Here is a 2,991-nt window from a genome sequence, read left to right on the forward strand (position 1 = left end):
GTTTTGGCAGGGCTTGTGGTGGCATTTGTAGCTTATTTTTTACATAAAATTTTGCCAACTGACGAAAACAGCGACACGATAATGACGATCACGACGCCTTATATCATGTATATCTTGGCTGAGGAGCTAGGTGCTAGCGGCGTTTTGGCGGTGGTTTGTGGCGGACTTTATCTCTCAACTAAAAGAAATGAAATTTTCACCGCTTCAACAAGGATCCACGCTGTGCCCATTTGGAACAACTTCATTTTCTTGCTAAACGGCCTTGCTTTTACCTTGATCGGCCTTGATCTGCCTGAAATTTTAGCAGGGCTAAAGCGTAGCGGTGTCTCGCTCTTTGAGGCGATCTTTTACGGCGTTTTGGTCACTGCCGTGCTCATCGTCATTAGGCTTTTGGCATCATACGGAGCTGTTTATATCACGATGTTTATGAAGCGTTTTATCAACGTGGCGGACGATCGCAATCCAGGTAAAGCGACGCCGTTTATCGTTGGCTGGGCTGGCATGAGGGGCGTAGTCTCGCTGGCTGCGGCACTTTCTATCCCTGCCATGGCCGGTAGCGAGCCCTTTCCGCACAGAGACCTTATCTTGTTTATCACCTTCGTAGTGATATTGCTAACGCTCGTAGTTCAGGGCTTAAGCTTGCCACTGCTCATAAAAAGTGTGAAATTTCCAGACTTTAACGACCATATGCCAAATGAACTTGCAAGGATCAAGATCGAAAAGGTGCTTGCCGAGGCTTCGCTTAAATTTCAAAGCGAGAAATTTTGCAATGAGGAGAATTTTTTGTTTCAGAAACTCAAAGAAGTTTGGAATTTTAAGCTTGAGAGTGAAAATTTTGAGATCAGCGACAAGGTCAGGCAGACCTATTTTGAAATTTTAGAGGAGCAAAGAAAGGCACTTTGTGAGCTCAACAAAGACCCAAAGATCGACGAAGAGGTGATTAGGACGTTTTTATACCACATCGACCTTGAGGAGCAAAGGTGGCAGGAGCATAAAGAGCACTAAACTTGCTCAAATTTATGAGCAAGTTTAGACATATGCTTTAAATTTAGGCTCTATTTGCCTTATCCACCCGCACGAACGCCCAGTGCATAAAGTCCAGCTTTGGCTCGTATTTGCCGCTGTTAAAACACTCCGCTAGTCGCGCTTCCTCTGTGTCGCTTAGCTCGCCGCCGAGCATCCAGCGCGTCTTTTGCACAAACTCCTCCGCACTTTTCGCTCCGCCGCCGTGACACCAGGCTTTAATGTAGCTGAGGCTCGGCAGATAGCCCATTTGAAACAGGATGTTTAAAAGATAGACGAAGCCTGGCTTTTGCTCGACTTCGCGCCCTATCGCATCCAAAATCTCCCCGTCCACGAAGCTGCCGCCCACCTTAAACGTGATGTAAAGCGCCTTTTTGGTCTTTGAAAGAAGCTTTTTAAGCGCGGCTTTTAGATCGTCCACCTCAAGGCAGCGCGAGGCAAAAACGAGATCGCACGCAGGCACGTCCGACCAATCGTCTTCGAAGGCTTTTTGTGCAAATTTAATGTTTTTCGCGCCATAAATTTGAGCGTTTTCGCGGGCAAATTCCAGCATTTCGGGCGAAAAATCGTAGCCGTAGATCCGCTCCATCTTGTCCGCTGCGGCGATGCTAAGCGCGCCCGCTCCGCACGCAAAATCAAGCAGCGTTGAAACGCCAGCAAAATCGACCTTGTCTATAAACTCGCGCGCGTAGGCGCTTTTCATCACGCCTTCGTTGAAGCTGGGCGCCTTTTTGTCCCAATGCTCGGCCAGCTTTTTGCCGAATGAGCTTTTTGCTTTTTGCGCCTTATAAAGCGCGTCAAAGTCGATCTCATCGTAGTTTGAAGCTAAAATCATAGTTATCCTTTCTAAAATTTTCCGAGCAGATCGAACCATTTTTTCGTTAAATTTTAGCGTAAATTTATGCGCCACGCCCAAACCCGCCTGAAATTTCAAACCGCCCGGCGAAAAGTACTAAGGCAAGCCCACCTCTGCGTATTTTATCTGCTCGAAATTCTTTAAATTTTCACCGAACGATCGAAGCTAAATTTTAAAAGTCCGCTCATAAATCAAAATTTTAACCTGCCGCCCGCGCTTGTTCGCTCCGCTTTTAAATCACCGCTCAAATTTATTACAAAGCTCCCAATCTAGCCGCTATCACCTTTTGCATCGCTTGATTTTTCTTGTTTTTGGCTAAAATTTGCAGCCTCCTTTTGCCGATGCGTTTGTCGGCAGCCTTTAGGATATTTGCGAGCCCCCATTCATCGGCATCAAAGTGTTTTTTAAACAGCTCCTCTTTTGGCGTATCGATATATTCGCGGATAAGCTTGCCGATGTCGCTTATGTCGTTACCATACGGATAAATTTTCGTTAGAGCGCCCTGTGCTAGGCTTTTTACGCTGCCGCTTTTTAGCACGAAATCCTTCGGGTAATCAAAAATAATCTCGCCCGCAAGCGTGATAAAATATCGCGGCAAATCCGTGCTGCCGCGCCTGCTTTGCATCCTATAAACCGTGCAGTGGAGCTTAAAATCAATGCTTTCATCCACGAGTTCGTAAAGTCGTTTTTGAAGCTTGCTCCAGCGTTTCATTTTGCCCCCCCCATTATCTATTTATCGCTTCTTGCGGTTTCGCGCGTAGCTTTTGCCGCCCTTTGCGACGATCGCGCCTGAAAGCTCCGCACCTTTTATACTTTTTTTGCAAATTCGCTTTGTAAAATTTTGCCTCGCTAAACGGTCTCCCAAAATCCAGACTCCGTCTTGATCGCGCCTCGGTTTTTCTCGCGTAAAATTTGCAAAAATTCTTTAAAGCTCGGCTCAAAAATCGAAGCGGCGGGCACAAATTTATACTCGCTCACGCCGTCTTGCTCAGGCTTGTTTGCGCCGCCACGTTCAAGCTCGCTCGCGCCGTCCGCAAAGCGGATCCGCCAAATCCTAGCATGATTTATCCGTATTTTTGTGGCTTCAAGCGTCAAAATTTGCTCAAATTTAT

At 46.7% G+C, this 2,991-nt stretch carries 3 protein-coding genes and 1 pseudogene; 1 reads left to right on the forward strand and 3 read right to left on the reverse strand.

Features of this window, described 5'->3' with window-relative positions:
* On the forward strand, window positions 1-1,005 hold a 1,005-nt coding region (locus Q0413_RS03165; RefSeq protein ID WP_298987214.1), incomplete at its 5' end, for a cation:proton antiporter.
* A 43-nt stretch (window positions 1,006-1,048) separates the two neighbouring features.
* Here the strand turns inward: Q0413_RS03165 and Q0413_RS03170 are convergent.
* The 3 genes and pseudogenes from Q0413_RS03170 to Q0413_RS03180 all read right to left on the reverse strand — a co-directional run.
* The gene (locus Q0413_RS03170) at window positions 1,049-1,858 is read right to left on the reverse strand and encodes a class I SAM-dependent methyltransferase (protein WP_298987217.1); all 810 of its coding nucleotides are present in this window, start codon (window positions 1,856-1,858) and stop codon (window positions 1,049-1,051) included.
* 274 nt (window positions 1,859-2,132) lie between these two features.
* Window positions 2,133-2,591 (reverse strand): hypothetical protein, encoded by a 459-nt coding sequence (locus tag Q0413_RS03175; RefSeq protein WP_298987219.1) that lies wholly within the window; start codon window positions 2,589-2,591, stop codon window positions 2,133-2,135.
* 137 nt (window positions 2,592-2,728) lie between these two features.
* A pseudogene (locus tag Q0413_RS03180) lies at window positions 2,729-2,991 on the reverse strand (hypothetical protein); the annotation flags it as partial.

It is taken from the genome of uncultured Campylobacter sp. (genome assembly GCF_938045465.1).
GTDB lineage: Bacteria > Campylobacterota > Campylobacteria > Campylobacterales > Campylobacteraceae > Campylobacter_B.

Excerpts from the sequence above, each read along its gene's own strand:
- Q0413_RS03170 (WP_298987217.1), bottom strand. The coding sequence starts at position 1,858 with ATGATTTTAGCTTCAAACTACGATGAGATCGACTTTGACGCGCTTTAT.
- Q0413_RS03175 (WP_298987219.1), bottom strand. The coding sequence starts at position 2,591 with ATGAAACGCTGGAGCAAGCTTCAAAAACGACTTTACGAACTCGTGGAT.